Annotated in this window: 18 protein-coding genes; 14 read left to right on the forward strand and 4 right to left on the reverse strand. The window is 46.0% G+C overall.

Translation table 11 applies throughout. From position 1 onward, the window contains the following. Nucleotides 1-46: 46 nt before the first annotated feature. Genes NHN17_RS11750 through NHN17_RS11760 form a run of 3 tightly spaced genes read left to right on the forward strand, consistent with a single transcriptional unit; the run spans nt 47 to nt 3,377 of the window. Complete coding sequence (locus tag NHN17_RS11750; protein WP_255042725.1) at nt 47-1,453, forward strand: efflux RND transporter periplasmic adaptor subunit; 1,407 nt, start codon at nt 47-49, stop codon at nt 1,451-1,453. Next, the gene (locus tag NHN17_RS11755; RefSeq protein ID WP_255042726.1) at nt 1,453-2,154 is read left to right on the forward strand and encodes an ABC transporter ATP-binding protein; all 702 of its coding nucleotides are present in this window, start codon (nt 1,453-1,455) and stop codon (nt 2,152-2,154) included. The genes NHN17_RS11750 and NHN17_RS11755 overlap by 1 nt, the downstream gene beginning before the upstream one ends. Continuing rightward, nucleotides 2,151-3,377, forward strand: coding sequence for an ABC transporter permease (locus NHN17_RS11760; protein WP_255042727.1), 1,227 nt, complete (start codon nt 2,151-2,153; stop codon nt 3,375-3,377). Before NHN17_RS11755 ends, NHN17_RS11760 begins: the two co-directional genes overlap by 4 nt. Nucleotides 3,378-3,530: 153 nt before the next feature. Here NHN17_RS11760 and rplY read toward each other — a convergent pair whose 3' ends face one another. Next, nucleotides 3,531-3,809 (reverse strand): 50S ribosomal protein L25, encoded by a 279-nt coding sequence (gene rplY / locus NHN17_RS11765; RefSeq protein WP_255042728.1) that lies wholly within the window; start codon nt 3,807-3,809, stop codon nt 3,531-3,533. Between the two features lie 288 nt (nt 3,810-4,097). Between rplY and NHN17_RS11770 the strand changes: the two genes are divergently transcribed. Continuing rightward, nucleotides 4,098-6,158 carry a TonB-dependent hemoglobin/transferrin/lactoferrin family receptor gene (locus NHN17_RS11770; protein ID WP_255042729.1) on the forward strand — a complete coding sequence of 687 codons (2,061 nt, stop codon included), beginning with the start codon at nt 4,098-4,100 and terminating at the stop codon, nt 6,156-6,158. A 396-nt stretch (nt 6,159-6,554) separates the two neighbouring features. Further along, complete coding sequence (locus NHN17_RS11775) at nt 6,555-8,702, forward strand: TonB-dependent hemoglobin/transferrin/lactoferrin family receptor (protein WP_255042730.1); 2,148 nt, start codon at nt 6,555-6,557, stop codon at nt 8,700-8,702. A gap of 72 nt (nt 8,703-8,774) precedes the next feature. Here the strand turns inward: NHN17_RS11775 and NHN17_RS11780 are convergent, their stop codons facing one another. From NHN17_RS11780 to NHN17_RS11790, 3 genes are all read right to left on the reverse strand, one after another. After that, nucleotides 8,775-9,926 (reverse strand): conjugal transfer protein TraF, encoded by a 1,152-nt coding sequence (locus tag NHN17_RS11780; protein WP_255042731.1) that lies wholly within the window; start codon nt 9,924-9,926, stop codon nt 8,775-8,777. A 202-nt stretch (nt 9,927-10,128) separates the two neighbouring features. Next, nucleotides 10,129-11,874 carry a DNA repair helicase RadD gene (gene radD / locus NHN17_RS11785; protein WP_255042732.1) on the reverse strand — a complete coding sequence of 582 codons (1,746 nt, stop codon included), beginning with the start codon at nt 11,872-11,874 and terminating at the stop codon, nt 10,129-10,131. A gap of 113 nt (nt 11,875-11,987) precedes the next feature. After that, nucleotides 11,988-12,482 (reverse strand): GNAT family N-acetyltransferase, encoded by a 495-nt coding sequence (locus tag NHN17_RS11790; RefSeq protein ID WP_255042733.1) that lies wholly within the window; start codon nt 12,480-12,482, stop codon nt 11,988-11,990. Nucleotides 12,483-12,782: 300 nt separating this feature from the next. Between NHN17_RS11790 and rsuA the strand changes: the two genes are divergently transcribed. The 9 genes from rsuA to NHN17_RS11835 all read left to right on the forward strand — a co-directional run bounded on the left by rsuA (nt 12,783) and on the right by NHN17_RS11835 (nt 21,498). Further along, nucleotides 12,783-13,478: a 16S rRNA pseudouridine(516) synthase RsuA gene (rsuA, locus tag NHN17_RS11795; RefSeq protein ID WP_255042735.1), complete on the forward strand. Its 696-nt coding sequence runs from the start codon at nt 12,783-12,785 to the stop codon at nt 13,476-13,478. A gap of 194 nt (nt 13,479-13,672) precedes the next feature. After that, complete coding sequence (locus tag NHN17_RS11800; RefSeq protein WP_255042736.1) at nt 13,673-14,863, forward strand: Bcr/CflA family multidrug efflux MFS transporter; 1,191 nt, start codon at nt 13,673-13,675, stop codon at nt 14,861-14,863. 9 nt (nt 14,864-14,872) lie between these two features. Beyond that, complete coding sequence (locus tag NHN17_RS11805) at nt 14,873-15,523, forward strand: DUF2913 family protein (protein ID WP_255042737.1); 651 nt, start codon at nt 14,873-14,875, stop codon at nt 15,521-15,523. A gap of 204 nt (nt 15,524-15,727) precedes the next feature. Continuing rightward, a complete protein-coding gene (locus NHN17_RS11810) occupies nt 15,728-16,948 on the forward strand; it encodes an extracellular solute-binding protein (RefSeq protein ID WP_255042743.1) in 1,221 nt (406 codons plus the stop codon). Nucleotides 16,949-17,011: 63 nt separating this feature from the next. Further along, on the forward strand, nt 17,012-17,881 hold the full coding sequence (locus NHN17_RS11815; RefSeq protein ID WP_255042744.1) for a carbohydrate ABC transporter permease: 870 nt from the start codon (nt 17,012-17,014) through the stop codon (nt 17,879-17,881). Next, nucleotides 17,878-18,690: a carbohydrate ABC transporter permease gene (locus NHN17_RS11820; RefSeq protein ID WP_255042745.1), complete on the forward strand. Its 813-nt coding sequence runs from the start codon at nt 17,878-17,880 to the stop codon at nt 18,688-18,690. Before NHN17_RS11815 ends, NHN17_RS11820 begins: the two co-directional genes overlap by 4 nt. A 13-nt stretch (nt 18,691-18,703) precedes the next feature. Continuing rightward, complete coding sequence (locus NHN17_RS11825; RefSeq protein WP_255042781.1) at nt 18,704-19,744, forward strand: ABC transporter ATP-binding protein; 1,041 nt, start codon at nt 18,704-18,706, stop codon at nt 19,742-19,744. Then, nucleotides 19,734-20,501 carry an MBL fold metallo-hydrolase gene (locus tag NHN17_RS11830; RefSeq protein WP_255042746.1) on the forward strand — a complete coding sequence of 256 codons (768 nt, stop codon included), beginning with the start codon at nt 19,734-19,736 and terminating at the stop codon, nt 20,499-20,501. Before NHN17_RS11825 ends, NHN17_RS11830 begins: the two co-directional genes overlap by 11 nt. Beyond that, nucleotides 20,494-21,498, forward strand: a complete 1,005-nt coding sequence (locus NHN17_RS11835; protein WP_255042747.1) for a LacI family DNA-binding transcriptional regulator — start codon at nt 20,494-20,496, stop codon at nt 21,496-21,498. Before NHN17_RS11830 ends, NHN17_RS11835 begins: the two co-directional genes overlap by 8 nt. Nucleotide 21,499 lies beyond the last annotated feature (1 nt).

Below are 21,499 nucleotides of genomic sequence, written 5' to 3' on the forward strand. Positions count from 1 at the left end.
CACTTGTTAAGGTTTTCAATAGAATACAATATTGAGGCCTTTCTATATGAAAACTAAGCGCTCTAACATTGCCTTATCTATTGTCGCGTTGGCGGCAGTTGGTACGATATCTTTTTATACATTAGCCCCACATAGTTTCAGTTCGGCCAACCCCTCTCCCCAGACTTTTCGTACCGAGCAAGTCACTTTTGGTAACGTGAGTAATCGCGTCAGTGCTACGGGATCATTGACTGCTGTTAATGATGTGGTTGTTGGTGCTCAGCTATCGGGGCAGATCATTAATATCCATGTTGATTTCAACGATCCTGTTGAAGAAGGTCAATTGCTGGCGGAGATAGATCCCGAGTACTTTGCTGCAAAGGTTGCTCAGGCTCAAGCGCTGCGAGATAAAAGCCAAGCGGATATAGCTGCACAGAAGTTAGTGATAGAACGCGCTAAATTGAATTACCAGCGTTCAGTGCGAGAGCTGGCGAGATCACGTACTTTGTATAAGAACAAGAGTATTTCTGAAGATGCACTCGATGTGATAGAGACAAACTCCCAGATGAGCAAATTGGACTGGGAGCAAAATATTTCCCAACTAGCGATCTTTCAAGCGACTCACGCGGCAAATGAAGCAAGTTTGCAGCAAGCGCAAATTGACCTTGATAGAACGAAAATTGTCGCTCCCATCTCTGGGTTCGTGATCAACCGAACCGTGGAAGCCGGGCAGACTGTTGCATCAAGCTACAACACACCAGAGCTATTTACGTTGGCAAAAGATCTCTCCGAAATGGAGATAGAGGCATACATAGACGAGTCTGACATTGGTCTGGTTAAACTTGAGCAAGATGTACGATTTTCTGTCGATGCCTACCCCGAACGCCAATTCAACGGTCAAGTCAGTCAAATTAGAAAAGCCCCGCAAACCAATAACGGTGTGATCAGTTATATCGTTATTGTGTCGGCCCGCAATGCGGATAACAGCTTGCTACCAGGTATGACCGCGAATTTGGATATATCTATTGATAGTATCCGCAATGCGCAAAGGGTCAGCAATGCCGCGGTAAGAGCTGCCAACCGGTTTGCTTCCAGCGGGCAACAAAAAGGAGCAAGAGGCGACATTGTATCTCGTTTTGAGCACCTTAATCTGACGGAAGAGCAAAAGCAGGCTTTAAGGCAGGCCTTACCATCCACACCGTCAGGGCAAGGAAGTCCTTCGAATACGGCGATGAGGCAGCAACGCCAGCAACTGCAGAAAGTCTTGTCTTCAGTACTGACGAATGAACAACGTGAGCTGCAACGACGAATCCGCAATGGTGAGGTCAAGGTTGCTCCTCTCTTGGTGCTCAACAATGGCGAGGTGGAGGTGATCCAAGCCCAGTTTGGGGTGAGTGATGATAGTTTCTCTTCAGTGTTGAGCCCGGATATTTCTGATATGAAAATCGTGACTCAAGTGAGGGATAACCGCTAATGGATACCGCTATTGTATGCCGAGAGCTGAGCCATAGCTTTCCTATAGGGGAAGAGCGGTTTCAGGTGCTTGATCGAATCAGTTTCCAAATCGATAAGGGTGAGATGGTCGCTATTATCGGACCTTCTGGATCGGGTAAGTCAACGCTGATGAATGTGATTGGTTGCTTGATGACACCGGAGCAAGGTGAAATCGAAATACTGGGAAAACCAACTCCGGCTATGAAGAAGGAACAACTAGCTGAGATAAGGCAGAATCATATTGGGTTTGTTTTCCAGCAGTTTAATTTGCTGTCCCGAACCAGTGCTTTAGATAACGTCAAAATGCCCTTAATGTATCGAGATGACAAGGTGGGTGATGCTGATGAGAGAGCCAAGCATTGTCTTACCTTGGTGGGCTTGGGAGACAAGCTAGATTCGCACCCCAATCAGCTATCGGGAGGTCAGCAACAGCGAGTCGCGATTGCTAGGGCAATGGTAAATCAACCGGATATTTTATTGGCCGATGAACCAACAGGCGCGCTTGATAGTAAAACCAGTGAAGATATTGTCGAGTTATTCAAAGCGCTTAATCGCAAAGGGCAGACAATCGTTATCATCACTCATGATCATGAAGTCGCTGCTCAGGCCAATCGAATCTTGCATATTAAAGACGGAAAGTTGGTGAAGGACCAGCAAACCCGCCTGGAGGCGATAGCATGACGACCTTGATAACCGCACTGACCTCGCTGAGGACGCATTTACTTCGCTCTATCCTGACGACATTGGGAATTATTATTGGTATCAGCGCTGTCGTTATCATGTTTGCTCTTGGCGAAGGTGCACAGCGTGAGGTTGAAAAGCAAATTGAAAGCCACGGTACCAACCTGTTGATGGTGAGATCGGGCGCAATACGCTCTGGTGGTGCCTCGTCTGCTGCTGGCGCCACAAATCGGCTTTCTATGTCTGATGTTAGTCAAATTAAGGCTGAAATTCCTGAAATACTGGCGGCGGGGGCCAATGTTCAAGGTCAGGCGCAGGTGGTGTTTGGCAACCAGAACTGGAATACCTCAATCCAAGGCACCAATGCCGACTACTTGATTGCCAGTAACTGGAATGTCGCGCAAGGTCGAGCTTTTACCGACGAAGATCTTCGCCGTAATGCGAAGGTGGCATTGATCGGACAAACCGTCGCCAAGGAATTATTTGACCATGCTGATTATGCAATGGATGAAGTGATTCGTATCAACAAGGTACCGCTTCGGATAATTGGTATATTGGAAGAGAAAGGCCAAGATATTCGTGGGCAAGATCAAGATGATTTGATCATCCTACCGTTGACGACAGCGAATAGAAGAGTCATTGGCCGTAATGATAACAGTGCCGATCGGGTGAGTCGAATCACGTTATCGGTCGAGAATGAAAAAGATATGGACATGGTGTCCGAAGAGGTAGAGCGTCTTCTATTGCAAAAATACCGTGTTGCTTCTCACTTGACGAGCCCTTTTACCATCATGAACTTAACAGCCATGCTGCAGACCCGCGCTGAAGCCAATAAAGTGTTTTCTTTGTTGTTATCTGGGGTTGCTGCCGTATCTTTGCTAGTGGGTGGAATAGGTGTGATGAACATTATGTTGGTGAGTGTGACTGAACGTACCCGAGAGATTGGCCTACGCATGGCGGTTGGTGCTAAGCCCAAGCATATTTTGACTCAGTTTTTAATTGAGAGCGTAGTGCTTTGCTTGTTAGGGGCCTTTATTGGAATTGCATTGTCGTTATTGGCTGTCGTCGCGCTTCAGTTTGGCTTGGGTTGGAAAATGGTAGTATCGCCCATGATCATTGTGGTGAGCATTACCGCAACAGCCATGATTGGGGTAGGGTTCGGGTTCTATCCGGCCTTTAAAGCGTCCCAATTAGATCCCATTGAAGCCTTGAGGCATGAATAAAGGGCATGAATAATTAGCCATGCAGTGTAGCCGTGTTTGATACCAATCTAGGTTGATATTATCGGCTATTGCTATCGAACCTGGCTGAGATGTGACAGATACAAAAAAAAGCGCCCTAGGGCGCTTTTTTTATTGAGTATGAATCAACGGCTATTAAGCGCGTTTGAAGTCCATGTGCTCAACTTTTGGCTTGTACGCGTGACGCTGGATGTCTTGAGGCTTAACAGCAACTTCTTGACCATCGATCACTAGAACTAGACCTTCGTAGAACTCAGGCTTGTCCATTTGGTTGATCACTTCGTCGTGGTTCAACTCGATAGATACAGGAGCTGCTTCGCCACCGTAAACGATTGCTGGGAATTTACCTGCGTGACGTAGGCGGCGGCTCGCACCTTTACCTAGGTCAGTACGTACTACTGCTTCAAATTTCATATTAAATACTCTTTTAAATTAAATTCACTGAGTAATGCGACCTTACTCAATGTCGTAAAAACGAGCGCGAATATTAGCAGCGATACTGCGATGCAGCAAGGATAAAAACACAGTTTATGTTTGTTTATCTGTATTTTAACCGATTGGTATTTTTTTCCTGCTTGGAAAGCTTATTTGAGTTTTAAGAATGTCGATACAAATCACAATAATAATGATAGTCATTATCGTTTGCGTTTGTATAATGTATCCAATTAGTTGATACATCGATAATTATTTTGAGCAGGGATTATGGAAAATAAGCTTACATTGGTTGCTAGCGCGGTTGTCGTTGCACTTTCTCCCGCTGTGCATGCACAGCAAGACATATCTATTTTTGATGAAATTGTAGTGGCAGAATCACGAGCGGTGAAAACGGAGCAGGACAAAACCCGTTCTATTGAGCGCGTTAACCGTGATCAATTAGATGAAGCCCAGCCCAATTCAGTTGCTGAAGCTGTGAAATTCGAACCTAATGTCAGTGTCGCTGGTGCGAATGTTCCTGGAAACCAGTCAGTGAATATCCGAGGTTTACAGGGGAACAAGGTACTTCAGATCATTGATGGTACACGACAGAATATTCAGTATGGACACCGTCCTTCTTATTTCCTTGACCCGGCACTTATCAGTGATATCGAAGTTGTAAAAGGGCCGATCAGCTCCCTTTATGGTTCCGGGGCAATTGGTGGTGTTGTCGTTCAGAATACTCTTACTGCTGATGATATCCTCGATGATGATGGTCTAGGTGGACGTGTGAGAGTGGGGTACCAGGATAATGGGGATGTTTGGAGTAATACCGCAGCAATAGCCAGCAAGAATGGTAATATTGATTGGCTTATCGGTGGTAGCTACCAAGATGCAGGTATTAAGGAGCAGGGAGATGGTACCAAGCTTTATGGCAGTGAAGCGACAAACAAGACAGGCTTAGCCAAACTTAATTGGCAAATCAATGAAGCTCACAAAGCGGGAATTAACTTTCGTTATGCCGATCTTGATGGCCGTCCACCAGTTGTTGGCGATTCAAGCGGGCAACTAAATGATCCTGACCTGCTAATTAAGCGACGCACCACAGATCAGTCCGTCGCATTGGATTACGGATTTAATCCGGCCAATGAACTCATTAAACTTGAAGTGGCATTGTTTCATAATGATACAGAAATAGAAGAGTCTGCAGACGGTCGCGTTGGAGATGATATAAGTAAGATCAAAACAACGGGCTTCTCGGTCACGAATGAGTCTGTTGCCGGTGATTTTAAAATATTCACAGGCTTAGATGGTTATGAAGATAAGTTGAATGCAACGCGTATCTCTACGGATGATAGTCGTCCCACCCCTCCTGATGGCTCTAAAACTACCACGGTTGGAGCGTTTGGTTATGTTAATTACAACGTATTCGAGACGGTGATGTTGGATGCAGGTATCCGCTACGATACCTTTACTTCTGAAGCTGATGGTTTTGATGACAATGACGAGTCGGCGTGGTCACCTTCTGTTGGTGCTCGTTGGCAAGCCCAACCTTGGATGGCTTGGTCTATTCGTTATGATGAAGCGTTCCGTGCGCCTAATACCACAGAGTTGTACATGGATGGTACGCATTTCTCATTCGGGGAAATTATTCCTGGCATGGGTGAGGTCACAAATAGCTTCACTCCAAATGCAGAACTAAAGCCAGAGAAATCTCAGAATATTGAAATTCGCGGTGAGTTTAATTTCGAACAGCTGTTGGGTGATGATGAGCTAACGATTACTGCGGCTGCTTTTCGAAACAAAGTTGAAGACTTCATCAATTTGGAAGTTGTTGTCCCTGAATTTGGCGATATTATGCAGTGTGTCATGATGAGTGGCTCTGGTGCAGGATGTGCGGGTACCAGCAAGTCGTCAAATATTGATAATGCAGAGCTTGAAGGTTATGAAATTGCTGCCGATTATCGCTACCAAAGCTTGCTGTTAGGCTTATCATATGGCCAAACGCGGGGTAAAAATACCGATACCAATGAGTGGCTGAGCAATATCCCTGCTGACAAGTGGGTTGCACAGGCGGAGTATGGCTTCTGGGATATTGATACTAAGGTCGGAACCCGCGCTATATTTGCCAGTGATCAGAAGCGTACACCTGCCAGTGATTCACAGGGGCCATATAAGGGCTACGAGTTGGTGGATTTTTATGTCAGCTGGGAGCCGACAAGTCAATTAGAAGGTTTAAAGCTTGATTTCGCTGTGAACAATGCATTCGACAAAAATTACCGTACACCTTGGACATCGGTTTATCAGCCTGGCCGCTCTTTCCGTCTAGCGGCGCAATATACTTTCTAATTAACCGAAGATCGGTTTAAGCCATCACCATTAGCCCTGTCTCTTCAGTGCTAGTTATATTGAGTGATGGCTTTTCCGGTTTAGCAATAAGCCCACCAAGAAGACTCTGCTCCAGTACCTCCGCAATAACAGAGTGCAACACAGCCACATAAAGTTTGTTTGCTTCGAACTTTGATCGATCTCGTTCTCTGCCTGGCCACGTTAGCTGTTTATTCCTTTTTCGGAGCATGGAGATAGGGTTTCGTCTGCCTCAATGCTCCCTTGCTGGAGGCTGGCTTTTTGCTCGCTTGGAGTGGCTAATATTGAAATACCACTGATAATGATAGTAATTATCGTTTGTATTTGCAATAATCCTTGTCAGTTCATTACCAACTAAAATATCAATAAGCAGGGAATATGAGTTACAAGCTTACTTTTTTGGCAAGTTCAGTGGTTCTTGCGCTTTCACCGGCTCTACACGCACAAGAAGAGTATTCAGTTTTTGATGAAGTGGTTGTTTCGGGCACCCGCTCAGAGCAAAGCATCAAAAACATTCCTTCGTCAGTCTCCAAGGTGTCTTCGGATGATATCGAGCAGAACTTAGCGACAGATGCTAAGCAGGCGCTGAAATATGAGCCGGGTGTTCAGGTAAATGGCCAAGGTCGTTTTGGCATGGAAGATATTACCGTTCGTGGTATGAGTGGTAGCCGAGTGAAAGTGCTGGTTGACGGGGTAGAGCAACCTGCCTCTTACAATCCGGGCGCTGATGTGATGCGTAAAAACGCCAACACGTTTGAAGTTGATACGCTAACAGCCATTGAGGTCAATAAAGGTCCAACATCAACACTTTACGGTAGTGATGCACTTGGTGGCACCGTATTGATGCGAACCAAGAACCCAGAGGATTTATTAGAGGCGGGTGACGATACCCATGTCGGTTTAAAAACGGGTTATGCCAGCGCAAGTGATGAATATAAAGCAACGGTAGAGGTGGCTAACCGTACTGGCGATCTTGAAACCATGCTGATTTACACCTATCGCGATGGTAATGAAACTGAAACCCATGGTGATGGGGCTAACATTACAGGTCCTGAACGTGGTGCAGCAGACCCACTGAGCTTCGAATCGCATAATGTGCTGGGTAAGATATTTTACCAAATTAACGCGGAACATCGTGTTGGCTTAACCGGTGAGTTTTATACTCGCGATCAGAAGGTAACCACACTGAGCCGTGAAGGTTACGATGGTGGTGGCGGCTTCATGCCTGGTTTTGTTTATACCAATGTCAAAGGTGATGATAAGGATGATCGTTTACGACTTGGTTTTGAACATGAATGGTTGGCCGGAATTGCTGCTTTTGACTCACTAGAGTGGAAGCTTAACTGGTCTAAGAGTGAAACAGAGCATAATAACTTCGATCATACTGATACCTACGGCAACCGTAACCGCGCCCGCTCTGGTACTGATGAAAGTTTACAGCTTAATGTTCAAATGCAAAAAGAGCTGCAATTGGCAACAAGTCGTCATGAGTTGATCTACGGTATTGATGCATCAGACGCGTCGTTTGAACTGGATTACACGGATTACTTCTTGGATACAGGAATCAGTAATCCAGGTGCAACAGAAGTCCCTAAGTCTGATGAGGAAAAGTGGGCTGTATTCGTGCAGGACCAGATGTTCTTGATGGATGAGAAGTTGGTGGTGACTGCGGGCCTTCGCTACGACGATTACAAGGCGAAACCGGATTCATCCTCCGGCCTTGAGGAGCATAGCAGCGATGCGTTGACATCACGACTAGGTGCAGTTTATCACTGGAATAATAATTTCAGTACTTACGCCCAGTATAGTGAAGGCTTCCGTTCACCAACAATCTATGAGCTTTATTACGATAAAGATAATGCTGCACATGGTTATAAGATTGTGTCTAACCCAAATCTGAAACCGGAAGAGAGTCAGTCTTATGAAATTGGCCTGCGTGCAAACAATCGCCTTGGCGCCCTTGAGCTAGCAGCATTCTACAACGACTACGACAACTTCATTAAGTCCAAGACTGAGGAAGTTAACGGTATCGATGTAACGACCAATGAGAATATTGATAAAGCGCGTATTTATGGTGCCGAGTTCAAAGGTAGCCTTTGGTTAGATGAAGCTTTTGGCGCGCCAATGGGAACCTATGCTCGCTTGTCGATGGCTTACTTGGATGGTGAAGATAAAGAAACGGGTGACACGCTTGATACAATCGCACCGTTTACGACGGTTGTCGGTGTTGGTTACGATGCACCTTCAGAAAACTGGGGTAGTGCATTGACTGTTACTGCTGTAGCAGCAAAAGACGACTGGGAAGAGGCTGACAACCTAGAGGCACCTAGCTATACCGTTGTTGATCTAACGGGTTACTACCGTCCAATGCAGGATCTAACTCTGCGCGCAGGTTTGTTCAATGCGTTTGATGAGAAGTATTGGCAGTATCAAGACCTAGAAGGAGCTACGGCATCGACCGAAGGTATCGCGCGCCGTACACAACCAGGCCGTAACTGGGGAATTAACCTCGATTATAGCTTCTAATTGGCTTATTAGTTGATAAAGTCTAGCCATGTTGGCTAGACTTTTTATGACTATGCTATCCAATATAATGGATTAAAAGGTAAGCATCATTTGGGCAGAAACGCCGTAATTATCATCCTTACCAATTTGAGCCCCTAAGTCGATACCCAGTAGACCAAATGGACGGAAGCCCAAGCCAAGGGTTGCCATATCATCTGCGTAATCAGTCATGCTATGCATATACCCCATACGTACTTGTGCCCAGCCCCAAGCGTCTAACTCTGCCCCCAAACGAGCATACTGGGTTTTGTAACCGTACTCTTTAAAGTATTTTTTGGCGTTTAGATCAACATCCGCAGCCAAGTTTACCCAACCACGGTCGTGTGCAATGCCCATTACGTACTCAGGGTTAACAATGTACGTAGCATCCATGCCATGTTGAGGGTTGGCTTCAAGAGTATGTTTGATAAGGTTACGACCTGTTAGGCCAACCATTGTTTTGTCGTTGAGTTGGTATGCCGCACCAATATCAATATTGAAAGCCGACTTTTCTATGTATTCATCTGCCCAGTCAAAGTCATCATCATCAAAGTCATCGACTGATTCAATGTAGTTTACGGCGTAGATACGTTGATACTTTGGTGAAACACCAAGGAATAATGGTTTTTCATTTAGTTCAAATTCATGACCAAAGGTAAAACCAACATCGACTGTCGCGCCTCCAATGGCTTGCCCTCGTGAATTTAGTTCCGAGTTTGAAGGGTCGTTTAATGCCAAGTCATTTTCATCAATATCAAATGCCGCAATAACTGACACTTGCGATTTAACGAAAAAGTTTGTACTTAGGTAGCGGTTTGGGATTGCGAAGACCATCCCTAAGTTCACTTCCGCATTTACCGTACCATTGTCCAGATCACGAAGCGCCTCTCGCCACTGCTCAAGAGCTTCCTCGCTTGGGTTTGCACCAAGATTGTCATCCAAGTATTGGAAGTGGTCTAGTTTATCTATTGCGCTGTCACCATCATGAACTCGGGCACCAATCATTGGTAGGATCATGCCGAATGAGTCTTGTTCACCATAAGCAGCACTCAAGGCTGGGTTGTGAAAGCTAGACGTTAGATAGTTCGCTGAGGCGACACCAGTACCTCCCATACCAACGCTGCGGGTGTCAAACGCTGTCATTGCATTGGTAGTTAAAGGTGTGGCGATTGCTAGGAGTGGAAAAATAACCTTATTAAATTTCAATGTTTTGTCCCTGATACATTGTTAGATGTTATTAGTCAGGACATTGTAATGGTTGAATAATTCAGAGCCATTCAAGCTTGTTTTAAAATTGAACAATCAGGCGATATCTCCCATCTAGTTTGTAAGATTATATTGAGATGTGTAACTCAATGAAAAACATGTAACCAGTGGTAAGTTGTTGTACGGGGTAAGCGTATGATAGCTAGGACTTTTGATATTGATCTAAATCGAACAATTTATCGCGAATTGCCCAGAAACGTCCGCTCTTGCGGGCAATAACAATTTCTGGCGGACGGAAACGGTGCTCGTTATTGGCTACTTTGGTCGGCGCTGTATCGGTAAAGGGACGATGGCGATCGGCTAGGTGCGGATTGACGAACTTTTTCGTAAACGTCTCTTTTTGCACTTTGGTTGACAACGGCCATACTTCACTGATTTCTGCCCCTTCGTCGCTGATGTAAATGACCTTAAGTTGGGGTTTGCCATACTTGTTTTTACCTGGCTCAAAGCGGAGGTCGTGGCAGTTCATGATCATCGCATCTTTGAGCTTTAGGGCGTCACGCAGTTTCTTATCGGGGTCAACCATTACCGCATCGCAGACATTGCAGCGTCTTGCGGCGATGTCGTTATCTGCGCCACACTCTTCGCAGTATTTAGCACGGAAACGATATCCGCATTCTTCACGTTCGCCGGTATCGTCGTCTTCGAAGTAGCCTTGGCAGCGGCGACCATAATGCTCGATCAGAAAACCAGCAGGATCGAGCTTGCCCCAGAAGCTGTTTTTGAAACCGCAAGCAGGGCAGGGAACCATAATGACTTCACTGTCGCTGTTCGGTTTGGGATCGCCGACCTCTGGTTGGTAAAGGTCATAACAGTTACCCGCATATTCTAGTACCAAGCAATCTTGTTTGCCTTCGAATAGACGCAGTCCACGGCCAACGATTTGTTGGTACAAACTAATAGATTCTGTCGGGCGTAGTATCGCGATAAGATCGACGTGTGGGGCATCGAAGCCGGTTGTTAATACTGATACATTGACCAAATATTTAATTTCACGGTTCTTGAACTGCTCGATGATACGATCCCGTTCATCTAAGGGGGTATCACCAATGACCAAAGCTGCACTTTCACCCCCAAGATAACCCATGATCTCTTTGGCATGGTTGACGGTAGAGGCAAAAATCATCACTCCTCGACGGTCCTTAGCGTAGTCAATCACCTGATCGATGATCATTGGCGTTGCCCGACCTGACTGTTCAATTACACTGTCGAGATCAGCTTCTTTATAACGGCCATTATTACCGGGTTTTAGCTGGGAGAAGTCATATCCCATTACGGCCATATCCATCATTTTGGGTTCGGTCAAGAAGCCCTCGTCAAGCAGGTAGCGGATTGGCAATTCAAAAATGCAGTCCCTGAAGAAACGGTCTCCCTCAGTACGGACCTGACCTCGGGTGTGGTATTTGTAAATCCATCCCATACCTAAGCGATAAGGCGTCGCGGTTAGACCAAGGATCTTAATGCCGGGGTTGATCTTTTGTACATGTGAAATCACCCGGCGGTAGGCACTGTTCTCGTCATCGGGCACACGGTGGCATTCGTCAATGACTAATAATGAAAACTCATTGGCAAATTGGTCAAGGCTGTTGGCCATTGATTGAACTGAAGCAAAAACGACTTGTCGATCGGTCTCTTTTCTTCCAAGCCCTGCTGAAAAAATAGAGGCTTTGAGACCATAACTTTCATATTTGCTATGGTTTTGTTCGACCAACTCTTTGACATGGGTAAGCACCAGTACACGTCCACGGGCAATGCGTGCAAGTTCAGCTACGACCAGGCTTTTACCTGCTCCTGTGGGCAGGGCAAGTACGGCCGCAGAGGTGTTCTTTCTAAAGTAATGGATGGTCGCATTGACACTGTCTTGCTGGTATGGGCGGAGCGTATACATAAATGGTGAAAAGCCGGAAGTAGAAAATACTGTGTAAGTGTACAGGTAGGGCGATAGAATGAAAACACCCGCGGGTAAACTGCCCGCGGGGGTTGATGTCTTCAGGCCATAGGTTAAGAGGCTATGTGTAGCGGTATTTCTTCTGCGGTGATGATTTTGGTCATCATGCAGAATTGACGTCGTGGTACAAACTCATGTTTTTCATAGAATTTTCTTGCCCCTTTGTTGCCGATGTTAACTTCAAGCGAAAGGGCGTGAACTCCAGCAGAAGCTGCATGTGCTTCAATTTGCGGAAGTAGCACCGTGCCGATCCCTTGCTGTCGCCATTCCGGCTTGAGATAGAATTGGTCGATCAGGCCGACTCGTCCACCATGCTCCAAACTAAAGCTATAGCTAATGATGATATGGCCAGCAATGAGTTTTTCGCCATCGTTGTCCAACTCGATAAACCAAGCTTGGCCAAGCTCGGGATTTGTTAACAGGTGCTGTATAGCCTGTTGAGTTTGCTCTTTCTTTTTCGGCAGTACTTCATACTCAAAAAGCTCCTCAACTAATGTAAGCAGCATATCCATTGATGTAATACTTGGCGCAACAAGTGAAATATTCATATCGTAACCTTCACAGTTAGTCGGTATAACCAATGCGTAGATGATACTTGTTATACGTAACCATTGCCTGAATACGTTTATTGATTCTTACAGATATATCGAAAAAAGTTCGAGACTTTGAGGTTAGTTACGTTCTGAGATTTTGCACTGAACTTTTGGAATAACATTGTTTCACAAAGTAGAGCACTTTGTGGTTTCGTTGTTCAGATGCTTCTATTTTAGTCCATTACACGCTGAGGGTAATGCCTAACCCTTTTAGAATTGCTATGATACGCGCTTTTGTACCATCTGGAGCCAATAATGAGGCTTGATAAGTTCCTTAGCACGACACTTGGAATTACCCGTAAAGAAGCTGGTAAGCTATTAAAAAACAAACAAATTGAAGTGAACGGTGACATCGTAAAAAACGGTTCTCAGAAAGTGACCGATGATTGCGACGTTCAGTTTGATGGCCGCTCTTTGCGTTTTGATGGTCCACGATATTTCATGCTCAACAAACCTTCGGGCTTTGTTTGTTCCCATGTGGATGACTTCAATCCTACTGTTTTTGTCTTGCTCGATGTTGTGAGCCCGGAAAAACTGCACGTAGCTGGTCGCTTGGATGGCGATACGACAGGGTTGGTACTACTAACAGATGATGGACAGTGGTCGCACCGTATCACGTCTCCTCGCCATGTATGCGAAAAGGTATACTACGTGGAAACGGCTGATCCTATTCCGGAAGAGACAATCAAGCAGTTTGCCGAGGGTGTGCAATTGCGCAGCGAGAAAGATCTTACTCGTCCTGCGAAGCTTGAAATCTTAGATGAAAAAGCGGCGTTGATTACCATCTCTGAAGGTAAATACCATCAGGTGAAGCGTATGTTCGCCGCTGTCGGTAACAAGGTTGAAGCCCTGCACCGTGAGCAAATTGGTAGCGTAGCGTTGGATGAAGATCTCGAACCGGGTGAATACCGCGCCTTGACGGCCGAAGAAGTGGCTTCGTTCACCAAGTAACTACGTGTTTACTTGAGTAATTGGAGAGGGATTATGCTAATGATCCCTCTCCTTTTATATTTCTCTCCATACATTCCCTCTTTGGCAATATGACAGTATAGAAAACGCACTATTTCCCAGAAGGAAAGAGTGTGTTCAGCCAATTCAACGTACAATATAAGTCTTTGACTTTATTTCTGCACAACTGAGAGCACATGACTGCGACAGACAGCCAAAAACTAAGTATTCAACTGATTCTAATTTTAGGGGCAATTGGTGCGCTGACACCGCTGGCCATTGATATGTATCTTCCGGCGATGCCAACCATTGCCAAAGATTTAATGGTAAACCCAGGCTTGGTACAAGCAACGTTAACAGCTTATACCGCTGGTTTTGCAGTCGGCCAGCTGATACATGGCCCACTGGCAGATAGCTATGGTCGTAAACCCATTTTGATTGTCGGCATTATTTTCTTTGCCATAGCTGCTGTTTTCTGCGCTGTTTCCGCAGATATCATTGAGCTGACGTGGATCCGAGCGGCGCAAGGTTTTGCCGGTGCGGCTGCGGCAGTGATTATCCAAGCTTTGGTGCGGGATATGTTTGAGCGAGAAGACTTTGCTCGCATGATGTCGTTCATTACCTTGGTCATGACCGTCGCACCGTTGATTGCGCCGATGTTGGGGGGATATTTGGCGGTATGGTTTGGCTGGCGTTCGATTTTTTGGGTGTTGGCACTGTTAGCTATTATTATTTGTTTGGCAGTAACGGCTAAAATTCCAGAGACACTGCCGAAGGATAAACGCCTGCCATTTCATCTTGGCTCGACGCTGCGTAACTATGCAAGAATGCTCACAACACCTGTGGCTGTAGGCCTTGTTTTCTGTAGCGGCTTCTCGTTTGCCGGTATGTTTACCTTCTTAACTGTTGGTTCATTTATCTACATTGATATCTACCAAGTTAGCACACAGTACTTTGGTCTGTTGTTTGGTCTGAATGTGGTGTGTTTGATCTTGATGACCAGCATTAATGGCCGCTTGGTAAAAAAACTAGGCTCACATTGGATGCTACGTTTTGGCCTGACTGTGCAGTTAATCGCCGGTGTTGGCTTGGTTTGTGGTCAGCTACTTGGCTTGGGCTTGTGGGGGGTAGTGATCCCTGTCATGCTATTTGTCGGAACCATCTCAATTATCGGCAGTAACACCATGGCATGTCTACTTGCTCGCTATCCTCATATGGCGGGTACGGCGTCGTCGCTGGCAGGAACATTGCGTTTTGGTACAGGTACCGTTGTTGGCGGGCTGGTCGCTTTAATGCATAACAATACGCCGTGGCCGATGGCGCTGACTATGGCAGCTTGTGCTGTGCTTTCAGCTTTGTTTTATTGGTTCCTTTCACGAGAGGCATAAAGGTTATCAATGGCTACGTTTTATCAAGAAATTTATAAGGTTGTTTCGCAGGGTCTGCAAGAGTTGGTTGAATCTCAGCAAGCAGGTAAAACCCCAAAAAATCCAGTGAGTGAGACTCTGTATCTCAATGCTTGGGTGACCAAGGTTATCAAGCAGCAGCGTTATGATCATGTCGTTGCCAAGACGTTGATTGCTTGGCAAAAGCAGGCGCGCAGTATGGGTAAAAATGCTCAGCTTAAAAGCCAGTTCGAACAGATCAAAGCTTGCTACGAGGGGATCCCTCATGAAGGAGAGACCGCCAACACGCTGAGCGATGCTCAACTGACAGCATTTTATGAGCAGCTGGAGGAGCAAGACTGGCTGGTTACGACGGAACATGAAGTAAACCGTAAAGTCACCCACCATACTGATGGCCAGGCTTCACTTGTTGTTTGCTCGGCACAGCATGCTGCTGCTTTTGATGAAGCGGGTGAGATGGTAAAACCGTTGTCTTTGTTTGTCCGTGGTGATGTCCGTGTGTTGATTGACTTGGCTTACACGCAAGGCTTATTGCTATACAAAGTGACAGACTATAAATCAATTGTGAAGTACCACGGTGAATACAAGCTGTTCCCGCGTAATGCGGGTACGCACCTGCCAGAGCTACCAACGCAAAAGTAAACGACTACTTTTAATGAAGAACGGGAACCTTATCGGTTCCCGTTTTTGTCTCTGTCTACTGGATAAAAACCTTCACTTTTGCTTCATGTAAGTGACATGTTCAATCGTTAACTTTGTTCACAGATTATTTGCACGCGCGTGCAAACTTTAATGAAAAACACCTATTCACGCCGTTTAGTTGAAAGAGAACAAGGAGCACATTCCATGTTGCAACGTACATTATTGGCGACAGCCATCATCGGAGCATCGTTTACTACTATTGCCGGGGAGCTCGTTATCGCAGGACGCGATAGTAGCTACGGTCAAGCCATGCAGTACATTGTCGATGAATATAAAAAGGACAACCCTGACGCGAAGGTGACGCTGGTACAACGCCCGAGTAATGGGCTGTATGAAAGTGTTGTTTTATCTATGCGTGAAAAAACAGGTAACTACGATGTTATCTTGATGGATGATACTTGGGCGCCAGAGTTTATGACTAACAACTGGTTGGCACCATTATCAGATGCTGTGGCCGATAAAGACTTTGTTCAAGCCCCTTTTGACATTGGCCGTTATCCAGATGCTTCTGGTGATATCTATGCGATGCCAATGGTCGGGAATGTGGCGATGTTTGCGTGGAACCGAGCGACATTTGAATCTCACGATTTGGCTGAACCTAAATCGTGGTCTGATGTGCTTCAAGCGGCAGCCAAAATTGATGAAGCTTCTGATACTAGTGGTGTGGTATTCCGTGGCGTAAAGGGTAACCCGATAGTGACTGGTTTCCTGCCAATTTTGTGGGGCTATGGTGCTGATGTGGTTGATGCTGATGGAAAGGCAACCTTGAATACTCCTGAGGCTAAGCAAGCACTCGAAGCCTTCTTAGCTATGAAGCAATATGCCCCGCGTGGTGTCGATGTCTATAACGCCGATGAAGTACGTGATTCCCTGCAGAAGGGGACCGCGGCTATGGCTATTGAAGTCTGGCCGGCATGGGTACCAAACCTTGATAACCCAGACATGTCTGACGTTGTGGGCGATATGGAAATCATGGCTCCACCTGCAGAGGTTGGTGCCCCATCCCCTATGTTGGGTATTTGGCAGTTGGCCGTACCGGCTGACTCAAAAAACCAGAAAGAAGCTGAAGCTTTCCTCCAGTTTGCAACTAGTCCTGCAATCCAGAAATCCTTGGCGCTTGATTTTGGCATGCCACCAACGCGTGAAAGTGTTTACCTCGATGATGATGTCGTTGATCAGTACCGCTGGTACCCACAACAAGCGAAAGCTTTGACCACAGGTAAAGCACGCCCTCGTATTCAAAACTGGGCCGAAGTAGAAAGTGTGCTGGGAGACTTTTTGCAGATGGCGATGATGGGGCAAATGACCGCAGAGCAGGCATTAAATCAAGCTCAGCGACGTATCGACCGTATCATTAAAGTGTAATTGTTCGCCTATTTTTCGCTGCCTTGGGTAGATGCCTGAGGCAGTGAGTCTTTGGATTTCACTATGTTATTTGAGAACCGTAAACAGTTAGGGCTGCTACTAGCACCGGCCTTGGTTATTTTGGGACTGTTGACTGTATATCCCATTTTGAATGTGATTTATAACGCTTTCGGAGAGGTGGATTACGCAAACCAAACCTATCAATTTGTTGGTTTGGCAAACTTTACCGAATTGCTGGACGATTTTTTCTTTATTTCCGCCATCAAGAATACCTTTATTTTTACCTTGGTCGCTTCCACAGCTCAGGTCTTGTTAGGGCTTTACTTGGCGTTGTTGTTCCAGCGGCAGTTCCCAGGGCGCAAGTATGCTTTGCCCATTATCATCTACCCGATGATGCTATCTACTTTGGTCTGCTCGTCAATTTGGCGCTCATGGTATCACTATGATTTTGGCCTTATTAATAGCGTTCTTGTGGCCGTAGGGCTACCCGCTCAGGAATGGTTGTTTAATCCCGATTTAGCCTTGTTCGCTATCGCCTTGGTTGATACTTGGCAATGGACGCCAATGGCGTTCTTGATCATATTGGCAGGCTTGCAGTCGATCCCTAAAGATATTGGCGAAGCGGCAATGGTCGATGGTGCAAAAGGGTGGCGCAGTTTTGTTTATATTACTTTCCCCTTAGTGCAAAAGCAGTTGATGTTAGCACTATTACTTCGCTCGATTGATACCTTCAAGTTATTCGACAAAGTCTATGTGATGACCGGGGGCGGGCCGGGAAATGCCACCGAGACTTTATCTATGTTCGTCTATAAATATGGATTTAGATTCTTCAATCTTGGCATGGCCAGCGCTGCTGCGTTAGTCATGTTGGCAATCTCAATGGTGATGACCTTATTTTACGCCCGCAAAGCATTGCAAGGAGGCAAGGCATGAGTCGATATATTCATACAACATTGGTTTGGCTGGCGGTCGGGTTATTTCTATTGCCTATTGTTTGGATGTTTGGCACCGCGTTTAAACCCCCTGGTGAAATTTTGCGGTCAGGTGCATCCTTGCTGCCATCCCAGATAAGCTTCGATGCGTTTCGCACGCTTTGGTCGGGGGATGTGCAAACCTTAATTGGTAATACGGTATTGATCTCACTGTCGGCGACGATGGTGTCGGTCATTGTCGCTTTCTTTGCTGCTTATGCGCTGGTGCGTTATCAGTTTCCCGCCAAGCTGGACAATGTTTTCTTGCTACTCGTGCTGATCATCAAAATGATGCCACCGATTGTAGTTGCTATTCCTTTGTATTCACTGATGAATCAACTTGGGCTGCTTAATAGCAAATTAGGCCTAGTATTAGCGTATCAGGTTTATACCTTACCGTTTTGTATTTGGATGTTGTTGGGCTTTATACGTGATATCCCCCTTGAAATTGAAGAGGCAGGGGCAATGGATGGGGCCAACCTATTTAATCGTCTGGCGTATATTGTGTTTCCGCTGTGCGCGCCAGGACTGGTTGCGACAGCGATATTTGCCATGATCCTTGGCTGGAACGAGTTTTTATTTTCGCTGTTGTTCATCCACACGCCGGATAAATTTACCATTCCGCTGTTCATTTCCAACTTCATGACCGAAGACGGTACTGCGTGGGGCGAATTGATGGCGGTCGGAATTGTTTCTTCGCTGCCAATGTTGGCACTGGCTGGCTATATGCAACGTTACTTGTTGCGTGGCTTTTCGATGGGTTTGAAATAAAGAGAACAAGATGATGACTAAATTAGCAATTAACAACCTGACGAAAGCGTACGGTGACAATGTGGTGATACCTAAGGTCGATTTAGATATCCATGATGGCGAATTTGTCGTGTTTGTCGGTCCTTCTGGCTGCGGAAAATCTACCTTACTCCGAATGATTGCTGGCCTGGAATCAATCAGTGGCGGTGAGATTAAGCTCAACGGTAAATGTTTAAACGGTATACACCCATCTGAGCGTGAAGTGGCTATGGTGTTCCAATCCTATGCCCTATATCCGCATATGACGGTAGAGAAGAACATGGGCTTCCCATTAAAAATGGCAGGCACAGACAAAAGCAAGATTGCTGAAAAGGTCAGTGAGACGGCAGGGCACCTTCAACTCGATGCGCTCTTGAAAAGGCTACCCGGAGAATTGTCGGGGGGGCAGCGACAGCGTGTTGCCATTGGTCGAGCTATTGTTCGCGATCCTGAGCTGTTTTTGTTTGATGAACCTTTGTCTAACCTTGATGCAAAATTGCGTGGTGAGATGCGTGTTTATCTTAAGCAACTTCATCAGCAGCTGAATGCAACCATGGTCTATGTTACCCATGATCAGGTAGAAGCCATGACTCTTGCTGATAAAATCGTAGTACTTAACAAAGGAGAAATTGAACAGGTTGGGGCTCCTGAAGAGCTTTACAATCAGCCTGTTAATCGCTTTGTCGCTGCTTTTATAGGTACGCCAGTGATGAACTTTCTACCCGTTGATACCCTGAGTCGTCTAGTGCCGAAAATGCAGGTTTTCGATGGCACGGAAAGTGTCGGAATTAGACCGAATCAAGTGTCAGTATGTCCGCAGGATTATGACTGCGAAATGCTCATCAAAGTCGTAGAGCCATTGGGGCATGCCCGTCTTTATTACGGAGAGCTCGGTGGCGAAACATTTGTTGTTGAGAGTGATCTGAGGTTTGAGCAAGGTGACAAATTACCGCTGAATCTATCACAATCAGTAAGTCACTTTTTTGATCATCAAGAACAACGCATTGAATCGAAGGCCATTGCCAATGCCGCATGATTTTTCATTTTATGTCGTTGGTAGTGGAGATGCTTACGATAGTGAGCGGACTAACGCCAGTTTGCTCGTACAGGAAAGTAGCTATTCGTTGTTGATTGATTGTGGCCCATGGGTACCAAAGGCTTTAATGGGGCATTTAAGCACACCAGAACAGGTAGACTCGATATATATCACCCACAGCCACCCAGATCATTGTGCGGGCTTAACAACGTTGCTCAATTGGATGGATGCAAAAGGTCGAAAAAAACCGATGACAATTGTCGCTCAAAAAGCGCAATGGGAAGTGCTCAAGCCGCTGGTTGATTTTGCATATTGGCCGTTAGATGGGTTAGGTTTTGAGCTTATTTGGCAAGATAGCGGTGAAGTAAACCGTATTGGGCCTTGGTCGGTTAAAACCGCCCCGACGCAACATGCGGTGTCCAACCTTAGTCTGCAGTTAACGAGGTCCGCAGGGCAGAAAATGTTCTATTCCGGTGATGGGAAACTATTGGAACAAGGACGTGTTCTTGCTGCGCAGTCAGATTGGGTTTTTGTAGAATGCGAGACGATAATGGTTCACGACAGCCATGGATCCTGGCAGGAAATTCAGTCTTATACCCGTAAGCGTAATAGTTTATGGTGGCTGTACCATATTGATCCGCAATGTCGGCCAAATTTGGCTGAAAAGGTGGAAAAAACAATGGGGCTGAACATCGCTGAAGATGGCTACTGTTACAAAAAAAGTGAGACTAGGGAGTTTTTAGTTATTCATGAATAAGAAGGTTACAGCTTCAGATGTAGCTGAGCATGTTGGGGTATCGCGTTCGGCGGTATCTCGTGCATTTACCGAAGGGGCCAGCATTAGTGCGTCTAAACGGGATGAGATATTGCTGGCAGCTCAGCAATTAGGCTATCAACCTAACTTTTTTGCCAGAACGCTAAGTACGCCCGCACAGAAAGCCCGTTCTCACTTAGTGGCGATACTGATTAGTGATTTTTCAAATCCTTTTCAATCCTACTTGTTCGAAACGCTTTCGACGGTACTGCAAAAGCACGGTAAGCAGCCAATGTTGCTTAACGTCAAGCAAGCTGAAGACTTGGATGCGGCACTGATGAGGTTATCGGGTTATCAAGTGGATGGGGTGATCGCCGTGATGGGATCGCTACCAATAGAAAGTGTTGCTCAGTGCCAGAAGCTATCTTTACCCTTGGTTACCCTTGGACGTTCAGATCCCGCTGGACAGCACCCTTCCGTGCAAACGGATAATCGGCTGGCGGGTCAACTTGCTGCGCATTACTTTATTGAAAAAGGGTTCTCTCGTGTTGGCTTTGTGGCGGGTAGAGCCGATGGTCAGGCATCTACCGAACGTTTTCAAGGGTTTATCGATACTCTTTATCAGCATGGGATCGATGATGTTGCTCGGCTAGAGGCTGGAAGATATGGCTATAGTGCTGGTTATCAAATTACGCAGAAAGAACAGTCGACATTGCGACTGTTACAGGGAGTGTTTTGTGCCTCAGATGCATTAGCCTTTGGCTTGATGGACTGTTGCCGGCAGGATATCAGTTTGACGATCCCTAACCAGTTGAGTGTCGTAGGCTGTGATAATGTTCCTCAGTCAGACTGGGAGGGTTATCAGTTAACAACGGTTGCTCAGCCCGTTTTGGAGATTGCTGAGCAAGCTTATCGATGTTTGGAAGAAGTATGGCAAGGCAAAGCCGAAGTAAATATGTTAGTTCGGATAAAGCCGACATTAGTACAAAGAAAAAGCTAAA

The organism is Photobacterium pectinilyticum (assembly GCF_024357955.1).
GTDB lineage: Bacteria > Pseudomonadota > Gammaproteobacteria > Enterobacterales > Vibrionaceae > Photobacterium > Photobacterium pectinilyticum.